We start from the raw sequence: 25,612 nt of genomic DNA, 5'->3' as shown, positions 1-25,612 counted from the left end.
TCAACGCCAACCCCCGACTGCCATGGTCATTCCTCGCCCATACCGGCCTGACCATCCGCCCACCACATCCACCGAACTTACGAAAAGATCAGTAGTGATCCTGGCCCGCACGCCGGGGCATGCCTACTTCCGCGATGGGGGCCGCCGCGCCGATGGTCTGCACATCGCCTTCAGCGACCTGGAGTTCGCCGAGTTCTCGATCGGATGAGCTGGCCCTCCGATCGGGCGTGCCAGGGCGTTCAGCGCCGCGAGGGCCTGGCGGGTACGGCCAGCATCGCTTCGTATCTCTTGGCCTCCTGCCGCTCGCGCCAGTCCCACTCAACCCGGTCGGCCGGGCCTTGGCGGCGGGCCACAGGCGGCTGGGGCGGGCGCAGCCTGGCCGTCTCCGCCACGCGCAGCAGGAGAGCACGGTTGCCTGGCGCGGCGGATCGGCCGGACCTCGTAGCCCAGCTGCACCGCGTACGCGACGGTGGGCGTGGCGTACCAGTCCGGCCCTGCGGGCGCTCGCCCTTCGGTGTGAACGGGCTGGGCAACAGGTCGCCGTCCAGCTCCACCCACTTCTTGCCCACCTTCACCCGCGACAGGCCGACGCGGGACAGGTCCACCAGCCCGGCAGGGGGCCGTCGGACAGTGTTCGGGGCGTCATTCTTCGGGCTCTGCATGCGACTGGCGAAGGCGCGGCTGGTGGCCGGGCGGATCCCTTCGTCGGAGCACCAGCGTCCGTAGGTCTCGTAGAGGAGTTCCTGCTCGACCCGGAGTTCGGGATTGGGCTGCCGGCCTTGCCCCTTGGTGCACCGCTCGGCGATGAACCGACCGGTGTGGTCCTCGGTCTCCTCGTAGGCCTCGGTGGCCGGCTGGGCGCGAGTGAACTTCCGGATCATTCATGCAGTCGCGCCAATCTCGGACAATCTTCTGAATCGGGTGGGAACTCACACGCGATTACCTTCGATGCCCTCGCGCGACATCAGCAGCCGACACGTCGTCACAAATTCAAGGCGTCGTCGGTCACTGTGGGCATGAGTCAATCACTGGAATCGAAGACGGGCACCGACGGGCCGGTCACTGTCATCAAGCGCTACACCCTGCCGGCGGACGAAGCCGACTATTTCGTTGAGGTGTACCAGGAGAACGCGCGGATCATGTCGACCCAGCCCGGCTTCCTCCGCTCCCGCCTGCACAGGCCGCTCGCCGACACCCCTGAAGTGCAGTTCGTCCACATCGCCGAGTGGACCTCAGGCACCGCGCTGGACAAAGCCACCGGCAACCCCGAGTGGCACGCCTCGCTGCAGCGCATGTTCGACGACCCGGGCCTTCACATCACCTCAGAACCTGCCAGCTATCGCGTCGTTGTCGAACTCCGCCCCTCGTGACAGCGGCGATTGCTGCCCGCAGGACAAGCCAGCAACGGCCCATGACCCATGCTCACAAGGGCAAAACATGACTACTTGAGTCCGCTGGTACGAGCGCAACCGACCGGCGCACGTTCTTGAGGCGCGCGTCGGTCGCCGCCGCAGTTCCCACTGCCGCCTCGCTGCTCGGCGGCTTCCCGGGCAGCGCCGCTGCGGCCGACTCGCCCGACCTTCCGGACTACGCCCCTATCCCTTCCGTCTCGGGCGGACCGGCGCTCAATGCGGACGGCTACTTCGTCAGGCAGATCAAGGGCAACCTGTACTGGGTCACCGACTCCTACTACCAGGCCATGTTCCTCACCACGAGGGACGGCGTCGTGCTCGCCGACGCCCCGCCCACCCTCGGGCACAACCTGCTGCGTGCCATCCGGGAGGTGACCCGTGCCAGCGCCAAGCCCTCCAGGGTCACGCACCTGGTGTGCTCCCACTCCCACGCCGACCGACCGCGGCAGATGCCGGGCGGGACCGTCCGGGCTGGTGGCGGCTGCTGATCAGGGACGCGGTCACCTGGCCTGATGCCCTCGCCCCCGCCTCGGCCCTCACCGACGTACCCACGCGGCAGCGGCTGCTCGCCGACACCGACGGACATCTTCCGCACACCGTCCCCTACGCCCCGGCCCTGGTCGCCTGGCTGGCGCGGGCCACTGGCCACATGTCCTGTGCCCGGTGAGGCAGCAGGATGCTCAAGGAACAGCTGTGTAATGAAAGCTGCGGAGGTGTGGTGACTTGACCCGACCGACTTCGACATAGTGGCAGCGTGGTCGAGATTCTCATGGCGGCTTTCGGCTCGCTCGTCGCTCTGGGTGCGTTGGTAGTGAGCTTCATGGCTCACCGGCATCAAGTGGCACGTGCGGCGGCTCTCGACGTTCGTGAGGGGCGTATCGAAGCCCGGGAGAGAGCCCTGGACCAACGAGAGCAACGCATCCAGGCGTCGATGATCGAAGTTCATGCCAGTACTTCCCGGTCATCGCTGCACGATGGCTGGGTGACGCCGCGGCTCACCATCGTAAATCCAAGCAATCAGCCCGTCAGAGGCTTGACGGCAAGCTACCGCGGTGAGGCGGTGCCCGACGTGTTCGGTTCGCTTGGCCCAGGAACTGCACGCTCGTTTCCACTCCCGCCGTCGGGGAACGGCGCCGAGGCAGACCTGGTCCTGCATCAGATCACACTGACCTTCACCGATGCTGCAGGAAACCGTTGGCTCCGAGACGGCGGTGGTGGCCTGCGCAGGGGCGTCCGGACAGCAGAGGGAGAATGGGAGTGGATGGACCGCGAAGATCCGGTCATCACTGAGTCCAGGGCGAACGACTACCGTCCTGCTCCTCAGCCGCCACCCGACCACCGACCCGCGCCTTCTCATCGGTCCTCGATACAACAGCGGTTCCGCCTGCAGCATCTGCGCAGCGCCAGGTCTCACCGACTGATCTGGGTGGGAGCTGCGGTAATGATTGCGCTTGGAGCGATCTCAGGGGTGTTGCTCGCACACCGGTAGCGGGGGCGATCTCCGGAGGTGTCGGGCCAAGGGGTCGAGCGACCGCCGGCTTCCGGCCCAACGCTGAGCGCCAAAGCCGCTCAGTCACACCGGACTCGCGGGCTGTGCGGGCGAGGCTGCTACAGGTCGAACTCCAAGGAACCATGCTCAAGACCTGTGGATCGGGCTCGGGGAGCACGCGAAGGGCGTACCTTCCCGAGTGATCGACTGATGGTCATCGAGTAGGCCGGTGTTCGCGGCACCGGTCGGAAGGCACGCCCGTGCTCAGGGTAGTCAACGACGAGGGCACCACCGCCAACGGCTCCTCCTCGATCGACGAGATCGTCCGGGAGGGCGCAAGGCGGATGCCCGCCGCCGCCCTGTAGGCCGAAGTCAACGCGTGCACAGCCGAGTTGGCCGGCCAGCGGGACGAGATCGGCCGGCGGCTCGTGGTCCGCAACGGCTACCACAAGCCCAGGAAGGTCTCCACCGCGGCCGGGGGGTCGAGGTGAAGGCGCCGCGGGTGAACGACAAGCGCGTTGACGATGCCACGGGCGAGCGCGAGCGGTTCTCCTCCGCTATCCTGCCGCAGTGGTGCCGCAAGTCCTCGAGATCAGCGAGGTATTGCCCTTGCTCCATCTGCACGGCCTGTCTTCCGGCGGCTTCGTCCCCGCGTTGGAGCAGTTCCCCGGCAGCGCGGCCGGACTCTCGCCCGCAACGGTCACCCGGCTCACGCAGCAGTGGCAGGCTGACCACACCGCGTTCATGGACCGCGACCTCGCGGAGGTCGACTACGTATACGTGTGGGCCGACGGCATCCACCTCAACGTCCGCGTGGAGGAGGCCAAAGCCTGCGTCCTGGTGCTCATCGGGGTCCGCGCCGACGGCTCCAGGGAACTGGTCGCGCTCAAGGACGGCTACCGCGAGTCCGCCGGGTCCTGGGCGGACCTGATGCGCGACTGCGCCCGCCGGGGCATGCGCGCTCGGGTCCTGGCGGTCGGCGACGGCGCCCTGTGCTTCCGGAAGGCCCTGGCCGAGGTGTTCCCGAAACCCGCGAGCAAAGGCGCTGGGTGCACAAAACCGCAAATGTCCTCGGCTCCATGCCGAAGTCCGTGCAGCCGGGCGCGAAGAAGGCCATCCAGGACATCTACAACGCCCAGGACCGCGACCACGCCGAGGCAGCGATCAAGACGTTTGCCAAGCTCTGCGGCGCGAAGTCTCCCAAGGCCGTCAAGAAGGTCACTGATGACCAGGACCAGCTGCTGGCGTTCTACGACTTCCCCGCCAAGCACTGGATCCACCTGCGGACCACGAATCCCATTGATTCGACATTCTCCACCGTCCGGCTGCGGACCAAGGTCACCCGCGGCGCCGGCTCCCGCACCGCCACCCTGGCCTTGGTCTTCAAGCTCGTCGAGTCCGCCCAGCAGCGGTGGCGGGCCGTGCACGCACCCCACCTCGTCGCACTCGTCCGCGCCGGAGCGCGTTTCGAAGGCGGCCGGTTGGCCGAACGGCCCACGGAGCGAGCGGCATGACGGCCATCGGCCTGCGGCCGGCCACCTCCGCGGACAGCGAGTACTGCTTCCAGCTGCACAAAGCCGCCATGGGCGCCTACATCACGGCCATCTGGGGCTGGGACGAGCAGATCCAACGCGACTTCCACAACCATGTGTTCAGCCCCAGCCGGTGGCAGATCATCACCGTTGACGGCGCCGATGCAGGCATGCTCCACGTCGAGCACCGGCTCACCGATATCTACCTGGCGCGGATCGAGCTCCACCCCGACCACCAGGGACACGGCATCGGAAGCCAGCTCATCCGCGGCCTGCTGCACCAGGCCCGCCGGCAAGGCCGGGACCTGGCCTTGGACGTCCTTTTCAACAACCAGCGGGCCCAGGCCCTCTACCGGCGTCTCGGCCTGCACGAAGTCACTCGTCACGGCGAGAACGACATCAAGATCAGGATGTCCACCAAGCCGCCTCAGCCTGGCCCGATCCACAGACCTTGACAATGACTCGCGACACTTGGTCGAGGAAGCCACGGGCCACTCAGCGCTGATTCCATACAAGCGTATAGCGCCAGAACAACCGTCGTCCTCGCACCAGGCAAGCCACGGGTCTGCCAACTCCTCGATCCAATCGCCGAGATGTGAACGGGAGATGCCGCAGAAGGCACGATGGGACAAGGCTGCACGGGCCAACTGCTTGGTCACACTCGATCGGCCAGGCGGAGCACTGCATCCAGTCCGCGACGAGAACCGGGAGTGGCTCGACCGGGCAGCACGTACGAGCGCAGTCCCGCCCCGGCCGCGCCGCCATCCTTCGCGGGATGGTCACCCACCATGAGCGATTCGTCCGGATCGACATCCAGTTCACGGCAGGCGTGCTGAAACAGCAACGGGTCCGGCTTTTCCGTGTCGTGTTCGTAGGAGTGCACCCATGACGAAAAGTAGTGGTCAAGGCCGTGATGGGCGAAGGTGGTCCGTAGATCCCAGCCCACATCGCTGACGACCCCCAAAGCCACGCCGCTCTGAGTCAGTCGGACCAGCGTGGACTCGGTGTCTGCGTAAGGCACCCAATGCTCAGGGGCCTGCAGTTGCTCATAGAGCACGTCAGCGACTGCTGCCAGCTCGGGAACCGAGGCGTACCAGGTGGTGAAGGCATGGCGATGTGCTCTTGAGGACACGTCGCGGCCACGCTGGGCCTCGACCACGTCGGGGTCCGACAGACCGGCTTCGAGCCCGCTCAGCATGACGTCCATCGCCGCCTCGTCCACGGGTTCAGCCATCGCCGCTCGGATGCGATCTGCATACGCACCGATCTGGAATAGGGTGCCGGAGAAGTCGAAGAGGACGGCCCGCACCGCCAGCGGCGCCTGCGAGGTGGCACTGGCGCGGATGGGCCCTTCAGGCCCGCAGGCAGGGAGACGAGTCATATGATCTTCCTACCGCAGGCCGGACGAGAATGACCAGGTCTATCGCGGACCGAGTCGTAACCCCACGACGGCTAACGCGAACACACCGAAGATCGTCATCTCACGTCTCGCGCCCGGAGCCCACCGCGAATGTCCCTTCACCGCAGTCCCATCCGAGCGCACGCAATCACGTACCCAGGGCATACTGCCTCCCCCTCGAAGCAACCAGTCCCCCGCAGCTCGCCATGATGACAGCCGCCACTGACAACGGGAGCCGGACCACCGGAAGCACGACGTGGACGCCAGTGGCTTTTTCTCGGCGGGGCCGGTGGTGCGGTTCACCAGCACTCACCGGTCCCAGCGGTCCGTGAGGTGCGCGCTGTCGAGGTCAGCCGGTGTGGCCGGGGTGGCCTTGGGTCAGCAGCGTGTTCCAGGCCAGGGCGAAAACGGGAAAGCCCAGTTCGGCGAGGCGCAGACGAGCGACCTTGACCTTCACGTGGGTGGCGCCGGTGGCCTCTTCGACCAGGTCGACCACGTAGTACAGATGGCTGCCGATCAGGGCGCACCAGCTCCGGTTGGGGTGCGGGTCAGCGGAATCGGCGGGAGCCAGGCGTGCAGCGGCCGCTTGGACAGCGTCTGCCGTGAGCCGGTACGTGACCTCACCGGCGGTGAACGTCGTCTCCATGACGGTCGACATGAGATGGCTCCTGTTCTGGGCGGGCCAGTGCCCTGCGTCGGGGGCACTGACCGTGCGGGTACGGCAGGCCGGGGGCAGAGACCGAAACGGCCCCGCCGCTTCGGCACAGACGAGGCCCGAAGTGCGGCGCCAAGAACGCCTGCCGTCGAGTCCCGCGCGGCCGACCGGCTGCAGCGGCAGTGGCGAGTGATCGGGGAGGGAGGGACCACACGGCTGCGGTTCCTCCCTCATGGGCGCAGGTCAGCGGGTCGCTAGTTCGCTGGGTAATCGGGTGGTCATGATAAAAGTGCTGAGCTCGTTTCCCCAGGGGGCGGCCCCGGCGAAGCCTTCGGCGAGGTGGGTGCTGGGGCGCACGGGCCGGGGCAGGTGGCGTGTGGTGAAACCGAGCATGCGGGCCTGTGCTCGCCACAGGCGGGCATCCGGGCCGACTCCCACGGCGGCGTGGTGGGCGGCGAGCAGGTGGGCGGCGAGAGGGTCCTCTGCTCCTGCGGCGATTACTGCCTCGGCCTTCAGTACCTCGGCGCGGGTGCTGCAGCCCTCCTTGTCGGCATCGACCCAGTGCTTGAACTTCGTGCGCTCATACCCGGTGCGGTCCTCGCTGGGGACCGGCAGCTGGGGCGAGGGCGTCCGTCACGGGCAGGGTGACGGTGTCACCGGGCGCGGAAGCAGCCGGGGCTGCGTGCGCGGTCGTCGGGTGACAAGGACGGCAAACACGGCGGCCACGGCAGCGGTACGGGGGAAGCGCACGCGTGGGAGTCCTCTCGAAGATCACGGACAGTCCGTGATCTTCGTAGCGGCTCCCGGAGGAGACCCGCCCGGCAACCGGCAGCGGCTCTACCCGATCTCCACCAGCCGTGCTGCACCGGTCGGCCGCCGGTGGCGAGTAGCAGGTGGTAGCGGCCGTAGCTGGTCATGCGAGGCGGATCCCTCGCCACTGCCCCGGCTCGCGGACGATCGCGCACTTCGCCTCCAGCTCGACCAGCTGGTAGTGCACGGAGGCACGGCTTCTCATGCCGACCGCCTGCCCGATCTGGCGCATCGTCGGTGCTTCGCCGTGGTCGGCGATGTGCCGACGGATGCAGCGGAGGATGCGCAGGCGGGTCTCCCGCCCAGCTGCGCGTTCCCGCGCCACGCGGCGCAGCTGCTCCTTGTACGCGCGCTCGCGGGCTTCGTGCTCGGCCCACTGACGGGCGTCGTGGGCTTCGCGGCGGGGGTTGCCGATCGCCTCCAGGAGCGTCTGGTTCTGGGGCCGGCCGAAGCGCCGGAAGATCGCCCCGGCCGGGCCGTGCTCCTTCAGCTGCTTCATGCCGGTGACCACGACGGGCAGCTTGCCGTCGTACAGGTGGAAGCCGTCGTGGGCGGTGCCCTGCCGGTGCCGCCTGGCCAGCTCGGCCAGCCGCGCGATCACGGTGTTGGGGTTGCGCGGTCCCACGCGGTCGAAGACGAGCAGCAGCAGCGGGTGCGGCTGATCGCCGTGGCGTCCGTCGGGCACCCACCAGCGGGTGCGCCACATCGGTCCGCTCATGCCGTCGGCGTCCTTCACCTTCCGCCGACAGAACCGCATGTACGTGTCGATCTTCGCGGCGAGTACCTGCGCGGACCCGTAACAGTGGTCGATCTCCACGAACAGCAGCGGCACCCCGCCCTCGGGCGGGGTGAGCACGATGTCCGCCTGGGCGCCGCCCTGCCGGAGGCGAACAGCCGGAGGCGAACAGCCGCGAACGGGTGCTCGGCCCGAGCAGGTGCTCGGCCCGGTCCGTTGCGTGGTGGACAGGGGCGCGCGAACGCTGTGTCGCCGCGATCATCAGCCGGGAGAGGCATCTCTCGTGACCCCAACGACCAAGCGACCGGTCAGGGCCGCGTGTTCATGCCACGTCGCGACGCGAGACGAGCAGCGAGGAGAGACTGAGGCACACCACCACATACGCTGCCAGCACCGTGCTCGCGGCCAGTGGTCCGGACACCGAGACGACCCCGGGAACCGAGGTGCTCGGCTTGCCGGACGGGTCGAGGGCCGTGGCGAGCGACCCCGCGCTCGGCCCGATCAGTACCCCTTGCAACGTCTTCAGCGCGCTCAGCGGCCCGGCCAGTCCGGACACCAGGTTCTCCACCGCCATCAGCCAGAGCAGCCCCACTCCGATCGCGGCCCCGGTGCTCCGCAGCAGGATGGACAGGAAGATGCCGAGACTCGCCGCGGCCATGCTGATCAGCCAGACGGCACCGACTCCGGCCAGCAGTGTCGCCGCGTCCGGCCACTGCGCGGACCGGCCGGTGAGCCCTGCGACCAGCGCGCTCGCCCCCGCGCTCACGGCCAGCACCAGCACCGAGATGCAGAGCACCGCCGCCGCTGCCGCCACTGCTTTGCCGAGCACCGCCGAGATGCGACCCGGACCTTGGACCAGCAGCGTGCCCCAGGTCCCCCACCGGTACTCCCCCCCGACGAGGACGGCGCCGAGGATCAGCATCAGTGCGCTGCCGAACATCGGGTACAGGTCGACGGTGCCTGCCAGGAACTTGTCCGGCAGCAGGCCTTTGATCAGCTTCTCCGGATCACCCGACGCTCCGGCCTGCCGGTTCCTGATCGCCAGCCAGACGACGTACGGAACCACCGTGCCGAAGGCCACCGCCAAACCGGTCCACGCGCCGCCGACGATCCACACGCCGGGGCGCTTGCGCGTCGACAGCAGTTCTGCTCGAAGGACGCCGTTCAACGGTTGACCACCCCCACGGTTTCCGGTCCGGTGGGCCGATGGTCTTCGACCAGATCGAAGAACACGTCCTCCAGGGACGGGACGCGTTTGCGCAGTTCGCTGACGTCCAGTCCGTTCATCACGAGCAGCCGGTTGACGGCGGGCGCCTCATGCGGGTCGACGGCCACACGCAGTTCCCCGTCGACGACCGTCGCCGAGCGGACAGCCGGCAACTGCCGTACCAGCTCGGCGGCGCGTTCGGGCGAGTCCACCGTCACCGACAGCCCACCCTCGTCCACGCCGCGGCGCAGTTCGGCCACCGTACCGTCGGCGATCAGGCGGCCCCTGCGGATCACTCCCACCCGGTCGCACACGTGCTCCACTTCGGACAGCAGATGGCTGGACAGCAGCACGGTGCGGTTGTCGCGGCGCAGTCCGGCGATCAGGTCGCGCATGCTCACCACGCCTTCCGGGTCGAGACCGTTGGTCGGCTCGTCGAGGATGAGGAGTGCCGGGTCCTTCAGCAGTGCCGCGGCCACCGCGAGGCGTTGTTTCATGCCGAGCGAGTAGGCGTGGAAGGCGACGTGCGCCTTGGCGGTCATCCCGACGTCTTCGAGAACCCTGTCGACGCGGGCGGCCGGCACGGACGCGTATCCGGCGAGGATGCGCAGGTTGTCCCGGCCGGACAGGTGGGGATAGAGGGCCGGGGCCTCGATCAGTGCTCCCACGCCGCGCAGGCTGCTCGAGGTCCCGGCCGGGTGACCGAGTACCGTGGCGGTTCCCGAGGTCGGCCGGATCAGCCCCACCAGCATCCGCATGGCGGTGCTCTTTCCGGCCCCGTTCGGACCGAGCAATCCGTAGACCTCGCCGCGGCGGATCGACAGGTCGAGGTCGAACACGCCGGTTTCCGGACCGTACCGTTTGGTGAGTCCGCTGGCGCGGACCGCGATGTCGCCGTCGTCACTCATCGGTGGCCCGCCGTTCGCCGGAGCGGCCGCGAGCGGCCAGTGACAAAATCCCGGCCACCGCCGCCGTCTCCGCGGCGAGGACGGCCACCGCCCACACCGGGCCCACCCAGTGCTGCAGGCTGCTGAACCAGACCCACATCAACGCACCGTAGGCGGACAGGAGGAGCAGGAGCGACACGACTCCGTAGATGGCGTAGGTGCGGATGTCGCAGGGCGGATAGCTGCTCAGCCGTTCCCGGGCGGCAGGGTCGCGCCAGCGCAGTCTCAGCTGCCAGAACCGGTAGGACTCGCGGCGCAGGTCGGCGATGTTCAGCGCGTGAGTGAGCATCACGTAACCATCCGATCGCAGAATCGGCAGCAGATTTATCACGGCGGCACCGCTGCCGAACAGCAGGAGGCCGGCGGCGAGCGGGCGCCCGAGCACCCCGTCACCGGAAAGCCACCACCAGACCACCACCGGAGCCAGCGCCAGCAGGCTGACGAAGACACCGGCGAACGCCGTGCCTACCCGGGCCCCGCGTCGCTGGAACAGCACTATGTCGTCCGTGCGGCAGTAGGGGGTCAGCATGGGGACCCGCCAGCTGAGCCCGATCTCGGTGACGGTGCCGCCGAAGTGGCGGCAGGTCACCCCATGGGCGAACTCGTGCAGCACGGTGATCCCCCACAACAGCAGCGCGGACAGCAGCAGGGTGATCGCCGGGGATTTCTGATGGGTGGCCTCGTGGGTCAGGGTGCCGACATGCGTCCAGACGAACACCTGAACAGCAACCACGAGGGCGAACGCCGGTACGAGGAATGCCGCGTGGAAGGCGAACGCCAGGCGCGTGGCCAGGGTGGCGCACAGCTGGTCGGGGCGTAGCAGCACCCAGCGGCGGCGCAGCCAGCCCTGCTGCGCCGATTGTTTGGCCTCGTGGGCCTGCTTGAGCTTGTCCAGGGCCGCGTCGTCGGCGTATCCGTCCAGCAGCTGGTAGCGGCCGAGCATGGTGAACATCTGCTGCCAGTGCCCGGGCCCGAGTCGGCGGTCGTAAACGTCGGTGTACCTGCGACCGATGTCCGCGAGAGTGTGTCGGCCGTCCATCAGCCCCATGAGGAAGTGCTCACGGGGGCCGACGCGGTAGTAGCAGCCGGTGCGTGCGTCCTTGACGTGGTGGACGGTCCTCGGACCGGAGCGCAGGGCAGGGCCGAGGACCACCTCGGGCCGGAGCCGGGGCCGGTCGTACGTCGTCTCGGTCACCGCAGCGCCTCCTGGGGTGCCATGTCGGACAGCGCCTTGCCGATGACGTAGGACAGGTAGATCTCGTCGAGGATGCTCACCCCGAGCCGGTTGTTGGTCATGTGGACGTAGGAGCTGAGCACGATGGCCAGCGCGGCCTGCAGGTCTCGGACCGGTCCGTCACGGAACGTCAGGTGCCCGGCCTCGGCCAATTCCTCTGCCCTGTCGCGGAGTTCCGCGCAGTGGGCGAGCCAGGACCGCTCCAGCGGGGTGGGCGAGGCGCAGGAGTCACCCCGGGTGCTGTCCCGCACGTGCCGCAGTCGGGACACCAGGCGCTCCTTCATCCGCTCGTAGCTGCGGTCGAAACGCTCGTGCTGGCTCTCGCTCGGCTCCTGGTACGAGGTCTCCCACATCATGCGGTAACGGACGAGGAACCGAGCCACCGCTTCCTCGTCCCGCAGAAAAGCGAAACACAGCCCTGCGGTCAACTGCGCCGCCTGGCCCAGCAGTACGGTCCGCACGTGCACGTTCGTCGTCTCGAGCAGGGTCATCACCGTCTCACTGGACTCCTGGAAGTGCCACTCGGCCAGTTCCATGCCGTCCGGACCGCCGTACCGGTCCAGCTCCCGTTCATAGGGGATCAGGGCGACGCTGTTGTTGTCCCTGAACGGCATCGCGCCGTCGGCGCCGTACAGCTCGTTCCAGCGCTCCTCGCTGTATTCGGCGAGGAACATGTTCTTGTACAGGTCGCCGCTGGCGTCGCGGTCCTCCTCGTAGAGGGCGGGGCGCTCACGCAGGTACCCCTCGAGTGCTTCCTGCGCGGTCGCGGTGACCTCGGCGGTCACCGACGCGTCGGCCGGCAGCAGACGCAGCCGGACATGCGGGCCCTCCAGCCAGTAACGGATGAAGAACCACGAGCGCAGCAGCCCCTGTTCGCGCAGGCGCGACACCAACTGCCGCACACAGTTCACCAGCACCGGGTTGGCGTTCGCGGCGTAGAAGACGTGCAGGCTGACCCAGCAGCCGCCCGGCTCGGTCTCGATGGCCACGCTGTCGCCCCCTCCCTGCTCGGCGCCCATCAGCGCTCCGTTCCCGATCCGTTGAGTCCGTTGAGTTCGACCGTGAGTTCGGTGACGTACCGGTACCGGCCGTCGCGCAACCACAGCTGGTCGGGCCCGGGCAGCATCTCGGTGAGCACCACCGCCGAGGCACTCTTGCGGATCGCCATCTCCAGCAGCCGGACGCACGCGTACGAGTCGAAGTCGACGTACTGCGGTTTGCGCTCACCGCCCAGACCGGCGAACACGTGGCGGGGTAGTCCGGCCGCCCGCTGCCATTCCCGCCACGTCAGGTACCACTCCTGGTCGGACTGTCCGGTCACGGCCGGCGGCAGCTGGTCGGCGGCGAACCGCCACGACTTGCGTTGCAGCACCAGATTGCCTAGCCGGACGCGGGGCAGGACGCCGCTGCCGCCCTCCGGGATGCCGGTGCCCTCCCACACGTCGAGCTGCACCATGGTGGTGCAGGAGAAGTTCAGCAGCACCTGCTGTACCTCAGGCAGCGCCATCGGCAGCAGGAAGCCGAGGTAGACGGGGATCACCTCCACGCCCAGTCGGCGTGAGCGCAGGCGCAGCCGGTCGGTCACCGCGTCGCGCTCGACGATCAGGTCCTCCACCGGGATCTGCTCGTGCGACGGCCGGAAACTGGTTTCTCCGGGACAGACCACCTCGTAGGGCGTGACGACGGGATGCAGGTTCAGGTTGGTCGTGTCGTAGCCGCCCTTGAGCTCGGCGAACACGGCTCCCGGCGGCACGACGTCGTCCAGCGACCGGCGCAGCGACGCGGTGAGACCGTCGTCGAAGCAGTACGCGAACCGGGAGAAGAGCAGGGTGAGCCCGGAGTAGACCCGGTTGACGACCACGAGGGGGTCCCCGGTGCCCTTCTCGGCCAGCTGGAGGAAGAACGACAGCGAGCGCAGACGCTCGGGCCGAGGCAGCAGGCCTTCCACGCCGGCCAGGAAGCTCTCGTCCAGTTCGATGTCGGCTCCGGTCGCGGAGGCGCTGCGGTACCGCAGGCGCATCTCCTGGGCCACGGCGGCACGGGCGCGGTCGATTCGCGCGATCTCCTCCTGCCGGAACCAGTTGTCGTACGTGCGGACGGCAGTGCCGTCGAAGCGCTGATGGCGCATCAGCCGCTGGTTGAAGTTGTTGTAGAAGTCCTCGTTGAACTGGTGCGCGAAGGACAGGAAGTCCTCGCAGCGCCCGCCTTCCCCGTAGCGCACCCGGAAGAAGCCCTTGGTGACGAGTCTGCGTACCAGGTTTCCGTCGAACGCGGGCAGGATTCCGGCCAGTTGGCGCAGGCCCGGGGTGAGTCGCCGGTTCCAGGCCGAGGCGTCACCGGTCACCGCCAGCCCCGGCAGGGTGGTGTCCTCGTAGACGAGCGTGCGCAGGACCGGTGTGTCGTCGCGGCCGACAAGGCGGTAGGTCTCGGCCACCGACCCCCTCACCCGTGCGAGCAGTTCACGTCTGCCGCGCACGTCCGCGCCGGCGAATCGCCCGACGTCTGCGCCGATGTGCTCGACGAGATCCGCGATGTCGTGGGCCCAGCCCGCTCCCAGTCCCCGTAACCCGTTGCTGTAGCTGCCGACCGGGTCCGCGTCGTGGATGTCGATGTGCAGATCCGGAACGACGAGCAGACCCAGCTTGAGCAACTGGGCGAGATAGCGCTCCGCTTCCTCCTCGGGCCGCTTGGCGTCCATCGCGCACAGCCGCCGCACGGCGTCGGCGAACCGCAGCGTCGTGCCGTCGCCGAACAGGGTGAGCACGTCGGCGAGGGCGGTCCCGCCGGACAGGAAGAACAGGCTCTCGTGCACGGCGTCCAACGTGACCGCCGCGTCCGCGTCGCCGTCGGCGCCACGCAGCTTTCTCAGGTAGCGGACCTGATCGCGGTGCACCTGGAGTCCGCTGGTGGCCCGGACGGGGAGATCACGGCGGACCCGGGGGTCCGCGGTCAGCAGTTCCGAGAGTCTGGCGAGCACGGCGATGTTCAGCCGGGTGCTGCCTCGCTTGACCCACCCGTTGACGGACGCGGTGAGTGTCCGGCCGTCGGCCTCGGCGAAGTCACCCGCGGCTACGGCGGTCAACGTGCTGAACGGGCTGGTCTTGCATGCGGTGCGCAGCAGGTACTCCAGCAGCGACCGTTCGATCCGCCGCTGCCGTTTGCTGAGCGGGCCGTCGCCACACCGCAGGTAGTCGTCGAGGTACTCGTCGAGCGACGGGGACGACAGCTGGATGCCGTAGCGCAGGTCTGTCTCCGCCGCCACACGTCGCAGCTCCCGTCGGCCGGCGGCGACCTCCTCCGTCAGAACGTCGGAGCCGGTGCGCAGCAGTGCCTCGTGCCGTTGCCGGTCGGCCGACCACTCGCGCAGCTCGGCGAGTTCCTCCGTCGGCAGCAGCCGCTCGGCCGCCGCGAGACCCCGCGGAGCACGAGCGTTGTAGACGTCACGGCGCAGGTTGATCAGTGTCCGGCGGGCCGCCGGATCGTCGAGACTCAGGGCCACCCGTTCCTGGAGCGCGTCCGCGAGCCGGGCCCCTCGCTCTCGCAGCCGCAGCCGCGCGTCGATCACGTCGTCGGCCCATGCCGCGCCGGCCGGGGTGGCCAGCGCGGCGGCGGTGTCGAAGGGGAGACCACCGACTCGCAGCATGAACTTCGGCATCAGGTGCCATGTCACGCGTTCCCCGCTCTCGAGTTCGGGCGGGGTCGCGCCCGGCGCCGCGGGGGCCGTCGGCGATGGCAGCGCGCTGGATGTCACGGATCAGTCCTCTCAGACCAGCCGGTAGTCGAAGTCCGCGCTGTCCGCGCGTTCGTGGCCGAGCAGCACGAAGAGGAAGGTTCGCTCGTCGCCGTCGTCGAGGCCGACCGCCTCGTCGATGGCGAGGTTGTCGAACCCGAGCACCGTCCCGCACCCGACGCCCAGCGCGGCAGCGGCGGTGTAGGCCGTCTGTGCCAACGCTCCGACCTCGGAGTTGAGCACCCGGTAGCCGCGGCTGCCGTAGGCGTCCAGCGTGCTCCGCCACCGGCCCGAGATCGCCAGTACGGCGCCGACCTGCTCCAGGTTGTAGTTGCTCAGGTAGTAAGCGCGTTGCAGCTTTTCGGCGAGCGACGTCCGGCGTACTGCCCGCAGCCGGTGGGCGTGGGCGTCGTAGCGGTAGGTGCCGCTCGGCAGTCCGGTGACGCGGTTCGCGAGTACGTACAGGCCCGTGAGCCCGACATCGTCGGGCACCACGTCCGAGAGGTACCTTTGACCGGACACCGTGCCCGCCAGCACCGTCGCCAGTTCGTCGAGGTGCAGGGGCCGGGAGCGGGTGAACGAGCCGAAACTGGTGCGCCGGAGCCGCAGCGTCTCGCCGATGTCGCGGCCCAGCCGGTCGGTCAGCGGCCCGGGCAGCTCGACCTCCTCGCCCTCGTCACGCGGAAGCGGCACGAGACGTCGTGCCGTCGCGGGTGCCGGGCGCTCGCGGTGGTCCGCCAGAACGGCCTGGTGCACCCGCTCGATCTGCTCGAAGGTGCGGGGGCGAGCCGACCTCTCGAAGCTCGGCCGGTCGATCAGGGCGCCTCGGCGCACCGAGTCGGCCGCGCGGCCGGCGGGCGGGCCGAACGGCAGCGGCACCACGGCCAGCGCGCTCTCCTCGTCGGTTCCGAGCCCCAGAAGCGGGTTCAGCCGCTCGTCGTCGAACCACAGCAGGCGGGTGAGGCGCCTGCCCGTCCCCCGCGCGATCAGCTCCCAGCTGCCCAGCAGGGCGCCGACGTCCTGGGTCACCACGTGGTAGCAGAAGCTGTTGTATTTGAAGGAGTTCTTCCAAAAGCGCACGGTCACCACGAGGAAGCCGTCCGCCGTGCCCCTCTCGGCCGCGGACCCGCATGCCGCGCGCACCTCGTCGGTGAGATCCCCCGCCAGCAGTCGCTCGAGGCCGTGGTGCGCCGTCGAGTAGTGGTAGACGCCGGGGGTCAGCGGACCGCCGGGTCCCGCCACCCAGTAGATCTCCAGCGGGTACATTCCTCCGCCCGAAGCGGTACCGCGCCCCCACAGCGCCTCCGGATAGAGCACCCGCACGTGGCTGTCCTGGTTCCAGCTCACGCGCAGGCGGCGGTCCAGAACGCCGTAGGACAGCCGCAGCAACGCCGCGAGCGAGTCGGTGGTCCACAACGGGCCCTGGTCGGCGCGCGGCTCGCCGAAGAGGACTTCCGCAGTGTCGGCCAGGGGCAGACCGGTGCCGGACGGCAGCGGGAAGCGCCGCACCCCCAGGTAGGTCTTGTGCCGGGACGGCTGGTCCGCCCAGTCGGGGCTGAAGCCGATCGGCTCCATCGGCTCCCGGCCGCGCCGGAACACCGACTCCACATAGTCGCTCACGACCTGCGCTCGGTCCTCGGACACGTGCTCTCCTCCTTCGGCCGGGGTGGGCGGGCATCACCGACGGGATGCATGCCGGGGCCGATGCCGGCGGGGACGGGAACGGTTACGGGAACGGGTGCGGACTGCGGTTCAGTCCCGTGGGACCGAATCCCTCCGCACGGGAGTGGATCTCGGTCAGGGCACCGTCGAGGTAGGCCCGAAGCCGCGGGTGGTCCAGGACACGCTGCCGCTCCCAGCCGAAGTCGATCGGCACCAGGCCCGGGGCCAGCACACAGAGCGTGCGAATGCCGGTGCCGTCCTGCTCGGGGCAGGTCTGGTCCACCGCTATGACGTCGCTGCCGACGTCTTGCAGCCGGTCCATCACGAACCGTGCGTCGTCGGCCAGGTCCAGCGTTTTGGGTCGCCGCGTGAGCCACGAGCCGTACAACTCGTCCATCGACCGGCGCGGCGGCGCATCCAGCAGGAAGTCGACGGTCGGCGCCATCTCCGGCAGGCCGTACAGCAGTGCGTGGTCGGTGAGTTCGTGCACCCGGTTGTAGTCGGTGACCATCGCGCGCAGGGCGGAAAGTTTCGCCTCCACCCGTTCGTCCATGCCGGGGATGTAGGAGGCCGTCTCGGCGATGGCTGCGCGCACTGCCTGCACGGGGTCGAGGCTCGCGCCCGCGGCGAAGCACAGCCTGCCCAGCCCACCGTCCAGCCGTTCGGCCACCGCCATCACGGCGGGCACCGGGATGTCCACCCGCATGTCGAACAACCGTATCCGGTAGCCGAGCCTTGCCACCCGGTCCAGTACGAACTGAACCTCCTCGTCGGCGCAGGTCTCCTGGTCGATCTCCGGCAGCCTGGCCCCGCCGTACCAGCACAGCAGGAACGCGTCGCGCTCGATGAGTTCGAGCATGCCGTGCAGGAGAGCCTCCTCCACGCCGCTGCCGCTGGCACAACCGTTGGAGCACTCCTGGACGAACTTCCGGTCCGGACGGCGGTCCAAATAGAAGACGAGCTGCTCGGGTACGAGCAGTGGCCGCTGCTCGCTGAAGGAGTAACCCCACACCCAGTGGGTCGGGGTGTCCGGGTGATACGGCTGGTAGTAGTCGTTGTGCCCGATGTAGAACTCCGGACGGTACGCCCCCATCGTCGTCGGGTCGAGGGCGTCCGGGGCGAGTTCGCGGTAACTGGCGTACACGTCGGGCTGTTTGGCCCGCGGATACTGTCCGGCGTAGCGCTCCAGGCCCTCCAGGATGCCGTACCGCTCGCTGCTCGCCGAGCTCTGCGACTGCCCGCTCCACCACATCTCGTGGTAGTCGTACTTGCTGCGCACCCGGAAGTATCCGCTGACCGGCAGGGTCGCGCTGCACTGGTACACGCGGCGGGCGGAGCTTGCCAGCGTCCCGCACACCTCGTTGACCAGGCCGGTGATCGGCAGGTTGAGATCCGCCGCCGACGCACCCCGGTAGCTGGTCGGATGAGCCTTCGGTCGCGGGCTCAGCGCCAGCATCGCCCCCTCGGCGGTGTCGGGTGCCGGCGTGGCGCAACGCTCGCACTCGGAGTCGGCGATCAGGGAATGCCGGTTGACGGTCAGGTCGCGGGTCCGTAGTTCCACGATCCGCCCGATCCACCGGTCTCCCGGGGCCAGTTCGCCGTCGGCCGTCTCCGCGTGCACGATGTGCGCAATCTGTTCCAGAGCAAAGGGAGTGAGCGAGGTCTCGTCGCCCGCCACCCACACTTCCGCGCCGTCCTCGATCGGCCGGCGTTCCTCGACCGGACGCAGCGCCAACCAGCGGCGTTCCAGGCAGCGTCCGCACGGCTGGCTGGTGCCGTCGGCCCGGTGCAGTGGCCCCATCAGCACCTGCCCGCCGTAGAGGCGTACCGAGTAGACCAGTCCATCGGCCTCCCGCGCCCCGCTCGGCCCGGATGGCACCGGCCGGCCGAGCACCCCGACGTCGACCGTGACGCCGGCTCCGGCGTGCCCGGCCAGGTAACCGCGGACGACGTCGATCACCCGCTGGTCGTCCGGGACCGTCGCGGCGGTCATCGCGCTCGACACCACATTCATGCGTTCACCCGTCGCTCCGAGGATGGGGGTGTGCGGCTGCCTGTCACGTCGGCGGTGACCGTCCTGCCAGGCAGCCGCACGGGTCAGCCGGAGTGTCGGGGCCGGGACACATGGCCACCGGCCCGATCAGCTACGGCGTCAGCTGGTGCTGGTGGAGCAGGAGCAGCAGCTGCTGGTGGAACACGAGCAGCAGCTCGAGCAGGAGCAGGATGAGCTGGACCAAGCCAACTCGACCGACTCGTCCGTCATTTCCTCGATCTCGAACGTCGCACTCTCCAGAGCGCTGAGTTCGTCCTTCAGGTCAACGGACATGGCGACCCTCTCGTGAGTGGGATGTGCTGGATGTGCACCCGGAACGGCTGTTCCGAGAACCGTGGCGCGCCTCGGCCGGGCGCGGACCAGCCCACTGCTCGGCTATTTCGCAGCGAGCAGGATCGTGCCTGTGACCATTCCGCGGATGGCGCGCAGATCGATCGTGGTCGTGTCGACGAAGAGGGCGCGCGTGCCGCCGGCGTCAAGCCGCTCGAGGGCTTCGGGCATCTGCACCGCGGGGTGGTCGAAGGACCACTCGGCTTTCGCGTCGCCCTCCACCAGAGTCCTGGGGTCGAAGTCCGCCATCAGCGGGTCGCCGGGGTCCATGGGCGCGCCCTCGTAGTACCGGCCGACCGCGAGTCCGACGGCGTCGCGCACCGCCTCGCGTACCGCGGCGCGCACCGACAACGCCGAGCCGGTCACCCAGTCGATCAACTCGCCGCCGTCGTCCTCGACGACGGCGAGAACGGCGAACGACGGTGCGGCACCGGGCAGCGCGTACACCCGGCCGCGTCGGCCGATGGGCCGCAAGCTGCCCAGCGCGAACGCCGTCTCGTCGTCGCCGCTCAGCCATTCGTCGGCGAGCGGGAGGACCGGGTCGTCGCCGGCGGTCGCACGAACGAGCCCGCGATAGGCCAGCGCCGAGCACAGCCCTCGCTCCTGTACGCCCGCCACGGTCCAGTCGGCGGCCGCACCGGCGGGGCTCGGCTCGAACGTCAGCCGGGAGTTGGCCGACGACAGCGGGTAGACGGCCGCGGCCGGCACCTGCCATCGGCTTCCGTCGTGCAGTGACACCGCGGACATCAACGGGTCCGCTGTCCGCTCATCAGGGGCGGGCACGCCGCTGAACAGGGCAAGCCGCTCGGCCGGCACCACTGCGGCCCCTGCCAGAGGTGCTTCTGCCGGCGGCCCGGCGGGGCCGAGCAGGCCCACGTAACTGGCTACGGCCGCCTGCACCGAGCGCGTGCGGGCGACCAGCGCCGTGTCGATGTCGAACGCGACGATCTCGCGTGCACCGTCGGTCAAGGCCCCGGCCGGTCCCAGCCGCACCCGGCCCGTCTTGAGCGGTATCTGCCGGATCGAGTCGTCGGTCCATGCTGACATCAGCCCCAACTCCGGGGAGATCAGGGCAGCCGCGCGCCCGTATGCCTCGCTGTGGTCCGCGGGCGGTCGCGGGACGTCCTCGGACGGCACCCACTGGTGGTGAAGCGGGCATCCGGGATGGGGCAGCACGCGTTCACGTCGGGACTCAAGCGTGGTCAGATCCTGGATCACGGCGTGCCGCTCGTCGTCCGGTTGCAACTGACCGGTACGCAGCCTGAAGATCTCGAACGCCAAGGCGTTGCCCACCATGGACTGCGCCACCGCGCTGCCGCTCGGGGCCTCCATGCCGACCGGGCCGACCGCCAGCCCGCGCCAGAAGTCGGCCGTGAGCCGGGGGTCGGAGTTTGCGGACAGCCGAAGTTGCGCGCACACCCAGCACGGTTGCTCGGCGGGCCCGGAGACCGGACCCAAGACCATACGCTTGCCGTCGGCCACCACGGGGATCAGCCGTGGGCCTTGCGGGGCACCGTGCAGTCGTCTGGTCAGGTCGAGGAGCGCGCCGCTGCCCGACCCGCAGGCCACAGCGACCACTATGTCGAACGCGGTCGGATCCACCTGGGTCGGAGGCAGCACGACGACCTGCGCCGGTGCGCCCGCGTCCGTGAGCCGTGTGGTCTCACCGTCGAATTCCCGCCCCCACGCGGCGTCGTCGAGCGACACCTCGGCAAGGCCGTTGCGCAGCAGTCCGCGCACCGCCGCTGCCGCGACGCCCTCCGGTGGACCACTGACCAGTACCCGGGAGGATCGGAACCGGGCGAAAAGCTCCTGCGGCGTCCGCCGGTCCGCGTGCATGAAATGCTCCACGAAATTCATCTGCGGCGCGAACAGATCCAATACGCCGGCAGGCAGCGTCCGCACGTCAGGGGGCGGGACGGCCCGAGCGAAGCCTCTGCGGAGAAGGGTGCGCATCAGTCCGACGGCTGTTTCCCGTCGACTACCGTCCAACCCTTCGCATAATTCCGCGACGGTGCGTTCGCCGGTCATCCGTGGACCGAGGACGGACATCCACTCATATGCGCCGACGCCCTTGAGGACACAGGAAGTCTCTGAACTTCTGAGATAAATACCGGTGTCTACGCGAAGAAATACCACGTCATTGCGTAGCCGGGGTCTTATGTCTGCCAGAGGTGCATCGTCAACCGTTCGCATATCGTCCCCTCGCAGGATCATGCGCCGACGGTGGGGAGCGCTACCCGCGTCCACCGGGGAGGATTGTGTAGCCCCCGCGGGGACGACGTCAACACTCCGTGGAAAATCTCGACGAACGGCACCCCGTCGGATCACCTTCGAAGTCACCGGCGGATCATGAAAGCAGGGGTCGAAATGTCGCTGTCTTCCGAAGGATTCCCCGGTCCCGTCGACGGACCATTCCCGGGACCCACCGGCTTACTATGCGGCCTCTGTTTGCTGACCGATACACCTAATCGGGTCGCAATTCGTCGGCAGGTCGCGGCCGGCCAAGCGCATTGAACTTGTGCGCAGTCACCACGTAACCGACGGTAACTCTTGAGGTTCGCCCCTCCCCCATGCGACATCGCGATTCCGTTCGCAAAGAAGATCATCGGGCATACGGATCAGCCACTCAGGCTGCGCGCGGGGACCGGTCGCAGTGATCACGTTCGTCACCGGTGACCACGGCGGACGACGAAGCCGAGGGTGCGGCTCCGTAGCGGAATTTCGGAGTCAGGTGTCCACCATGGCGACGAAGTCGGCCGGGTTCGGGACGGTCACCGGTCACGCGGTGCAGGGCCGACTGCAGCGGCGCGGCGCACGGCCTGGCGGCTCGACTCGTGCGGGAGGACCGGCCGAAAACAGTCGGCGGTGGCACCACCGGAGACCTGTGGACGCAGATCGTCTCCGACGTCACCGGGCGCGTCCAGAACCTGCCGGAACAGCGCATGGGCGCCAGCTACGGCGATGCCCTGGCGGCCGCCCGCGCCGCCGGGACTGGCCGACGAGGCGACAACCTGGGCCACCATCGGCCGCACGGTCCGGCCGCGCGCCGAACACCCGGCTGTTCATCGGGAGTTGTACGCGATCTACCGGGGACTTCGCCCGGCGACCCGTCAGCAGGCCCACCTGCCGGCGGCGCACCAACGCCGCATCACACCGGAACCGGGTACGCACCCCTCCACTCCGCCAGCGGCGGGCGACTCCGTCGTGGGCTGACGGCGAGGAGGGGCCATGACACCGCTCGGGGCCCGGCTCTCAACGGACTGACGTTTCCGTCTGTCCTTGGCAGGCCGAACCGCGTGCCACTTCGACGGACCGTGCTCGACACATCAGGGGCCGAAGGCGCGGGTCCGGGCGAGAGGAAGAGCGATGTCGTCGTCGACCGATCCGTTGGACGCCAGAGTGCCGACGACCGTTGCGCACAGGCCGCCCAGGTGCGGGACCCGGGCGTGCGAGAGCGTGCACAGCCGATCACCGTTCGGAGCAGGCCCGAGCCGCGCGGAAGCGGCAGTGCCGGCCCGGCAACCAGCCGGCCACACAATGTTCCAGATTGAACCATTTGGCATGGTGTCATGCGCCAGGGCGATGTCATGGGCCAGGGGTATGTAGCCGCTCCAGGAACGCGCAGCCAAGGCCCACTGCCGAGGCCGGCGACGCGGCTCTCGGGGCATGACCCAGAACCCCGTGCGGGCAGCGAGCGGAACCGCGCAGCAGAGCAGGCGGGAGAAGGCGGCAGCGACGCAGACGGTGGAACTCGGAAGCCAGGGAATGAGGGTGTCCGCACAAGGATTCGGTGCCATGGGCATGAGCGGTGCGTACGGCGGGAGTCGCGACGAGAAGGAGTTCAGCGCCACGCTTAACCACGCGGTGGATCTGGGCATCAGCTTCTTCGACACGACGGAGCCCTACGGACCGTTCGAGAACGAGCGTCTTCTCGGCCGCGCACTCGGCCGGCGCCGGCACGAGATCCATCTGGCGACCAAGTTCGGCCTCGACTTCTCGGACGACGGGCAGCCCGGCCAACTGGACGGCAGGCCGGAACATATTCGCCGCACCGTCGAACGGTCACTACGGCACTTGAACACAGACGTCATCGACCTCTGCTACAGGCATCGGGTCGACCCGAACACTCCGATCGAGGAAACGATCGGCGGCATGACCGAGCTCGTGGCAGCGGGAAAAGTGCGCTACACAGGCCGGTCAGAAGTCTCCGCGGCAACGATCCGGCGTGCCGACAAGGTGCATCCGCTGACCTCGGTGCAGTCGGAGATGTCTCTCTTCAGCCGTGATCTGCTACACAACGGGATCAAGGAGACCCTGGACTGGCTGGGCATCGGTCTGGTGGCCTACTCGCCGATGGGACGCGGCTTCCTCTCCGGCTCCATTCGCAGCGTGGACGACCTCGACCCCGATGATTCACGCCGGGGACTTCCCCGTTTCTCCGCGGAGAACATGGCGGCCAGCCTGGCCCTGGTCGAGCATGTCCGCGGCATTGCCGAGAAGTGGGGAGCGACGCCGGCTCAGGTCGCGCTGGTGTGGGTGGCCGCACAAGGCGCGGTCCCCATCCCCGGGACCAAGCGGTGGAGCTTCGTCGCGGAGAAAGCAGCGGCCGCCGAGATCGAGCTGACGCCGGAGGAACTGTCTTCTCTGGAGACCGTGATCCAGCCGGACGCGGTCAGCGGCGCGCGGTACACCCCCGTAGCAGCTGGCCTCCACCAACCGTTGAGTTCCCGGGTGCACCCCACCATGCCCGTGTCGGCACACTGACGATGACGATTGCCGAGGGGGGCGGCGCTTTGCGCCGGCCCCCTCGCAAGTCAGACCGCGCGCTCTTCCGTGGCGGCCGCTCAACGGTACAAGGAACACCCAAACGTCCCGTTCGGCGCGGTACGCCGTGGGGCCCGCCTCACCACGGGTTCCGGCCGCGCATCGAAACGTCAGGGCGGTGAGAAGATGTGGTCGCTGATCAACCGGGCGGCGCCGACGACGCCTGCGACCTGGCCGAGCACGATCGGCAGGTTGCCGGTTGCCAACGGCGGCGACTGCCGGTAGACCTGGGTGCGGATGCTCGCCAGGAGGTTGTGGCCCAGTCCGGTGAGCCCTCCCCCGATGACCACCAGGCCGGGGTTGAAGAAGCTGACCAGCCCGGCGATGACCTGACCGGTACGTCTTCCTCCCCTGCGGACCAGATCCAGGGCCGCGGCGTCCCCGGCGGCCGCGGCGGCCGACACGTCCTCCGGGGTCAGTCTCCCGGCCGATTCGAGCCGTCCGGCCAGCTCTGCCGAGCGGCCGGACCGGGCGAGCGCGGTCGCGTCGCGTACGAGGGCGTTCCCGCCGAAGTACGCCTCGAGGCAACCTGTCTTGCCGCAGGCGCACCGCGGTCCGTCCGGGTCCAGCTGGATGTGGCCGATGTCGCCGGCACTGCCGGTGACACCGCGGTGGACCCCGCCGCCGACGACGATGCCACAGCCGATGCCGGTCCCGAGCTTCACGCACAAGAAGTCGGGGACGGACCGGGCGACGCCGGCTTGCTGCTCGCCCAGGGCCAAGAGGTTCACGTCGTTGTCGACGAGGACGGGGCAGCCCAGTTCCTGGCTCATCGCCTCGCGGACGGGGAAGCCGTCCCAGCCGGGCATGATCGGCGGCGCGATGGGGACACCCTCCGGGAACCGGACGGGTCCCGGCACGCCGATCCCGGCGCCGTCGAAGTGTTCCGCCGATCCCGCCTCGCGCAGCTTTCCCACCAAGGCCAGTACCCGCTCGAAGACCGCAACCGGGCCGTCGCGCACGTCCAGCGGCTCGGTCACGTGGCCGAGGACGTTCAACTCAGCGTTGGTGACAGCGACATCCACGGACGTGGCGCCGATGTCCACGCCGAGGAAACGCAGCGACGGCGCGATCCGGACGTTGTGCGAGCGACGGCCGCCTCGGGAGGCGGCGAGGCCGTCCGGGACGACAAGACCGGTTTCCAGCAGCCGGTCGATCTCGAACGCGAGTTTGGAGCGCGACAGCTCGACCTGGTTCCCCAGGGCGACCCGGGACTGCGGTCCGAGGTCGCGCAGGAGGCGAAGCAGCCGGGCCTGGTGGATATTGGCCGGTCGAGCCGTCGTGCTCCTCACGCAGCCCCCGTCGTCGCCAGAGTCGTTCGCGTGCCCGGCACCCGGGGGCACGACTTCCCGAGGACCGTAGCACCGTGGCGTCGAAGGCAAAAGGAACTTGTGCACCGATTCACGGAGCTTTCATCAGCCGATGGACAAAGTCGGTTCGAAGCGGCACAGCCTCATTGCCGCCTCGGCTTTTACAGAAGCGGCCAGGGGGGGGGGGGGGGGGGGGGGGGGGGGGGGGGGGGGGGCGGGGGGGGGGGGCGGGGGGGGGGGGGGGGGGGGGGGGCGCGGGGGGCGCGGCCGGCGGGGGGC

17 protein-coding genes and 3 pseudogenes are annotated in these 25,612 nt (G+C 69.0%); 7 read left to right on the top strand and 13 right to left on the bottom strand.

The features are described 5' to 3' along the window. Nucleotides 1-208 (top strand): annotated as a pseudogene (locus tag ACGFRF_RS41020) (hypothetical protein); the annotation flags it as partial. 218 nt (nt 209-426) lie between these two features. On the opposite strand, the pseudogene ACGFRF_RS41015 reads toward ACGFRF_RS41020, so the two are convergent. Then, nucleotides 427-620, bottom strand: a pseudogene (locus tag ACGFRF_RS41015) (hypothetical protein); the annotation flags it as partial. A gap of 396 nt (nt 621-1,016) precedes the next feature. On the opposite strand from ACGFRF_RS41015, the gene ACGFRF_RS41010 reads away from it, so the two are divergent. The 5 genes and pseudogenes from ACGFRF_RS41010 (at nt 1,017) to ACGFRF_RS40990 (ending at nt 4,888) form a co-directional block, all read left to right on the top strand. Next, nucleotides 1,017-1,370: an antibiotic biosynthesis monooxygenase family protein gene (locus ACGFRF_RS41010; protein WP_393749147.1), complete on the top strand. Its 354-nt coding sequence runs from the start codon at nt 1,017-1,019 to the stop codon at nt 1,368-1,370. Between the two features lie 116 nt (nt 1,371-1,486). After that, nucleotides 1,487-1,900: a hypothetical protein gene (locus ACGFRF_RS41005; protein WP_393749145.1), complete on the top strand. Its 414-nt coding sequence runs from the start codon at nt 1,487-1,489 to the stop codon at nt 1,898-1,900. 266 nt (nt 1,901-2,166) lie between these two features. Then, nucleotides 2,167-2,901, top strand: a complete 735-nt coding sequence (locus ACGFRF_RS41000; RefSeq protein WP_393749143.1) for a hypothetical protein — start codon at nt 2,167-2,169, stop codon at nt 2,899-2,901. Nucleotides 2,902-3,161: 260 nt separating this feature from the next. After that, nucleotides 3,162-4,415, top strand: a pseudogene (locus ACGFRF_RS40995) (IS256 family transposase). Further along, complete coding sequence (locus tag ACGFRF_RS40990; protein ID WP_393749141.1) at nt 4,412-4,888, top strand: GNAT family N-acetyltransferase; 477 nt, start codon at nt 4,412-4,414, stop codon at nt 4,886-4,888. The pseudogene ACGFRF_RS40995 and the gene ACGFRF_RS40990 overlap by 4 nt, the downstream one beginning before the upstream one ends. 200 nt (nt 4,889-5,088) lie before the next feature. On the opposite strand, the gene ACGFRF_RS40985 is transcribed toward ACGFRF_RS40990, so the two are convergent. The 11 genes from ACGFRF_RS40985 to ACGFRF_RS40935 all read right to left on the bottom strand — a co-directional run bounded on the left by ACGFRF_RS40985 (nt 5,089) and on the right by ACGFRF_RS40935 (nt 21,227). Next, nucleotides 5,089-5,814: an HAD family hydrolase gene (locus tag ACGFRF_RS40985; RefSeq protein WP_393749139.1), complete on the bottom strand. Its 726-nt coding sequence runs from the start codon at nt 5,812-5,814 to the stop codon at nt 5,089-5,091. A gap of 367 nt (nt 5,815-6,181) precedes the next feature. Then, nucleotides 6,182-6,490, bottom strand: a complete 309-nt coding sequence (locus tag ACGFRF_RS40980; RefSeq protein WP_393749137.1) for a hypothetical protein — start codon at nt 6,488-6,490, stop codon at nt 6,182-6,184. A gap of 910 nt (nt 6,491-7,400) precedes the next feature. Then, nucleotides 7,401-8,153, bottom strand: a complete 753-nt coding sequence (locus ACGFRF_RS40975) for a hypothetical protein (protein WP_393749136.1) — start codon at nt 8,151-8,153, stop codon at nt 7,401-7,403. A 202-nt stretch (nt 8,154-8,355) separates the two neighbouring features. Beyond that, nucleotides 8,356-9,201: an ABC transporter permease gene (locus ACGFRF_RS40970; RefSeq protein WP_393749134.1), complete on the bottom strand. Its 846-nt coding sequence runs from the start codon at nt 9,199-9,201 to the stop codon at nt 8,356-8,358. Next, nucleotides 9,198-10,148 (bottom strand): ATP-binding cassette domain-containing protein, encoded by a 951-nt coding sequence (locus tag ACGFRF_RS40965; protein WP_393749132.1) that lies wholly within the window; start codon nt 10,146-10,148, stop codon nt 9,198-9,200. Before ACGFRF_RS40965 ends, ACGFRF_RS40970 begins: the two co-directional genes overlap by 4 nt. Next, on the bottom strand, nt 10,141-11,382 hold the full coding sequence (locus ACGFRF_RS40960; protein ID WP_393749130.1) for a hypothetical protein: 1,242 nt from the start codon (nt 11,380-11,382) through the stop codon (nt 10,141-10,143). The genes ACGFRF_RS40965 and ACGFRF_RS40960 overlap by 8 nt, the downstream gene beginning before the upstream one ends. Further along, on the bottom strand, nt 11,379-12,440 hold the full coding sequence (locus tag ACGFRF_RS40955) for a thiopeptide-type bacteriocin biosynthesis protein (protein ID WP_393749128.1): 1,062 nt from the start codon (nt 12,438-12,440) through the stop codon (nt 11,379-11,381). The genes ACGFRF_RS40960 and ACGFRF_RS40955 overlap by 4 nt, the downstream gene beginning before the upstream one ends. Continuing rightward, nucleotides 12,440-15,091 carry a lantibiotic dehydratase gene (locus ACGFRF_RS40950; RefSeq protein WP_393749126.1) on the bottom strand — a complete coding sequence of 884 codons (2,652 nt, stop codon included), beginning with the start codon at nt 15,089-15,091 and terminating at the stop codon, nt 12,440-12,442. The genes ACGFRF_RS40955 and ACGFRF_RS40950 overlap by 1 nt, the downstream gene beginning before the upstream one ends. A 93-nt stretch (nt 15,092-15,184) precedes the next feature. Further along, nucleotides 15,185-16,795 (bottom strand): SagB family peptide dehydrogenase, encoded by a 1,611-nt coding sequence (locus tag ACGFRF_RS40945; RefSeq protein ID WP_393749124.1) that lies wholly within the window; start codon nt 16,793-16,795, stop codon nt 15,185-15,187. Between the two features lie 82 nt (nt 16,796-16,877). Then, complete coding sequence (locus tag ACGFRF_RS40940; RefSeq protein WP_393749122.1) at nt 16,878-18,827, bottom strand: TOMM precursor leader peptide-binding protein; 1,950 nt, start codon at nt 18,825-18,827, stop codon at nt 16,878-16,880. Nucleotides 18,828-19,241: 414 nt separating this feature from the next. Beyond that, nucleotides 19,242-21,227: a TOMM precursor leader peptide-binding protein gene (locus tag ACGFRF_RS40935; RefSeq protein ID WP_393749120.1), complete on the bottom strand. Its 1,986-nt coding sequence runs from the start codon at nt 21,225-21,227 to the stop codon at nt 19,242-19,244. Between the two features lie 1,638 nt (nt 21,228-22,865). On the opposite strand from ACGFRF_RS40935, the gene ACGFRF_RS40930 reads away from it, so the two are divergent. Next, nucleotides 22,866-23,963, top strand: coding sequence for an aldo/keto reductase (locus tag ACGFRF_RS40930; protein ID WP_393749118.1), 1,098 nt, complete (start codon nt 22,866-22,868; stop codon nt 23,961-23,963). Nucleotides 23,964-24,133: 170 nt separating this feature from the next. Here the strand turns inward: ACGFRF_RS40930 and ACGFRF_RS40925 are convergent, their stop codons facing one another. Continuing rightward, nucleotides 24,134-25,315, bottom strand: a complete 1,182-nt coding sequence (locus ACGFRF_RS40925; protein WP_393749116.1) for an ROK family protein — start codon at nt 25,313-25,315, stop codon at nt 24,134-24,136. Nucleotides 25,316-25,612: the final 297 nt, after the last annotated feature.

It is taken from the genome of Streptomyces sp. NPDC048521 (genome assembly GCF_043199855.1).
Taxonomy (GTDB): Bacteria; Actinomycetota; Actinomycetes; order Streptomycetales; family Streptomycetaceae; genus Streptomyces.
This window is presented reverse-complemented; position numbering and strand designations above follow the sequence as displayed.